At 64.5% G+C, this 1,821-nt stretch carries 2 protein-coding genes; one reads left to right on the plus strand and one right to left on the minus strand.

Annotated features, from left to right (window positions below):
• Nucleotides 1–1,069 (minus strand): copper resistance system multicopper oxidase (locus tag LH128_RS28740; RefSeq protein ID WP_172705205.1); only part of this gene is annotated, 1,069 nt, incomplete at its 3' end.
• Nucleotides 1,070–1,257: 188 nt separating this feature from the next.
• Between LH128_RS28740 and LH128_RS28745 the strand changes: the two genes are divergently transcribed.
• On the plus strand, nt 1,258–1,821 hold a 564-nt coding region (locus tag LH128_RS28745; protein ID WP_172705206.1), incomplete at its 3' end, for a multicopper oxidase domain-containing protein.

Raw genomic sequence — 1,821 nt, forward strand, 5'->3', positions numbered from 1 at the left:
CCGCCGCGACCATACCCGGGCGCGGTGCCAGCGTTGCGCGGCCCATGCCCGACCGGTCGATCGATTCGGCGACGAAAGTGTAGGCCCGGTCCTCGTCGGGGCGGACGATGACATCATAGGTTTCGGCGGTCCCGATCTGGAATTCGTCGACCGCCACCGGCCGGACATTCTGCCCGTCGGTCCCGACGACGCTCATCTTGAGCCCCGGGATGCGGATGTTGAAGATCGACATCGACGAGGCATTGATGATGCGCAGCCGAACGCGCTCGCCGGGACGAAACAGGCCCGTCCAATTCTCCTGCGGGCCGTGGCCGTTGATCAGATAGGTGTAGGTCGTCGCCGATATGTCGGCGATGTCGGCGGGGTCCATCCGCATCTTGCCCCATTTGAGTCGTTCGGACGCGCTCATCGTCTCGCCGGGACCGCCCGCGATCAGGCCGGACAGCGTCTGTTTCTGGCGGTTGAAATAGCCGCCTTCCTGCTTGAGCTTGTTGAACAGCTGGTGCGGGTCGAGGAAGGTCCAGTCGGACAGCACGACGACATGCTCACGGTCATAGCCGATCGGGTCGGCGCCCGCGGGGTCGATCACGATCGGCCCATAATGGCCGAGCTGTTCCTGCAAGCCCGAGTGGCTGTGATACCAATAGGTCCCGCTTTGTTTGACCGGGAATTCATAGGTGAAGAGCGAACGTGCCTTGATCCCGGGAAAGCTGATCCCGGGAACCCCGTCCATCTGGAAGGGCAGGATCAGTCCGTGCCAGTGGATCGAGGTTTCCTCGTCGAGGGTGTTTTCGACATGGAGGCGCACATTCTGGCCCTCGCGGAGCCGGACCAGCGGCGCCGGCAATACGCCGTTGAGCGTGATTGCCCGGCCTGCGCGGCCGCCGACGGTGAAGCGGCTGTGCGCGATCTTGAGGTGGATATCCTCGCCGGTCAGCGTCGGGAGGGTGGAAAGGGTGCCGGGGGTTCCGCTTTGCGCCCAGGCAGGAAACAGCCCCGCGATCGAGAGGCCCGCGGCGCCGACGGCGCCGGCGCGGAGCAGCATCCGCCGTTCCATTGTGTGTGTCATGTCTGTCTGTCCTTTGCACGGCATCGCAAAGGGTACCGCCAAGGAGGCGGCAACCGTGCCGTTTTCATTCGGGAGAAGTAGTCCGGGGCGGCATATGCCGCCCCGGACTACTTCTCCCGAATGAAAACGGCACGGTTGCCGCCTCCTTGGCGGTACCCTTTGCGATGCCGTGCAAAGGACAGACAGACATGACACACACAATGGAACGGCGGATGCTGCTCCGCGCCGGCGCCGTCGGCGCCGCGGGCCTCTCGATCGCGGGGCTGTTTCCTGCCTGGGCGCAAAGCGGAACCCCCGGCACCCTTTCCACCCTCCCGACGCTGACCGGCGAGGATATCCACCTCAAGATCGCGCACAGCCGCTTCACCGTCGGCGGCCGCGCAGGCCGGGCAATCACGCTCAACGGCGTATTGCCGGCGCCGCTGGTCCGGCTCCGCGAGGGCCAGAATGTGCGCCTCCATGTCGAAAACACCCTCGACGAGGAAACCTCGATCCACTGGCACGGACTGATCCTGCCCTTCCAGATGGACGGGGTTCCCGGGATCAGCTTTCCCGGGATCAAGGCACGTTCGCTCTTCACCTATGAATTCCCGGTCAAACAAAGCGGGACCTATTGGTATCACAGCCACTCGGGCTTGCAGGAACAGCTCGGCCATTATGGGCCGATCGTGATCGACCCCGCGGGCGCCGACCCGATCGGCTATGACCGTGAGCATGTCGTCGTGCTGTCCGACTGGACCTTCCTCGACCCG

It is taken from the genome of Sphingomonas sp. LH128, from assembly GCF_000293195.2.
Classification (GTDB): domain Bacteria; phylum Pseudomonadota; class Alphaproteobacteria; order Sphingomonadales; family Sphingomonadaceae; genus Novosphingobium; species Novosphingobium resinovorum_A.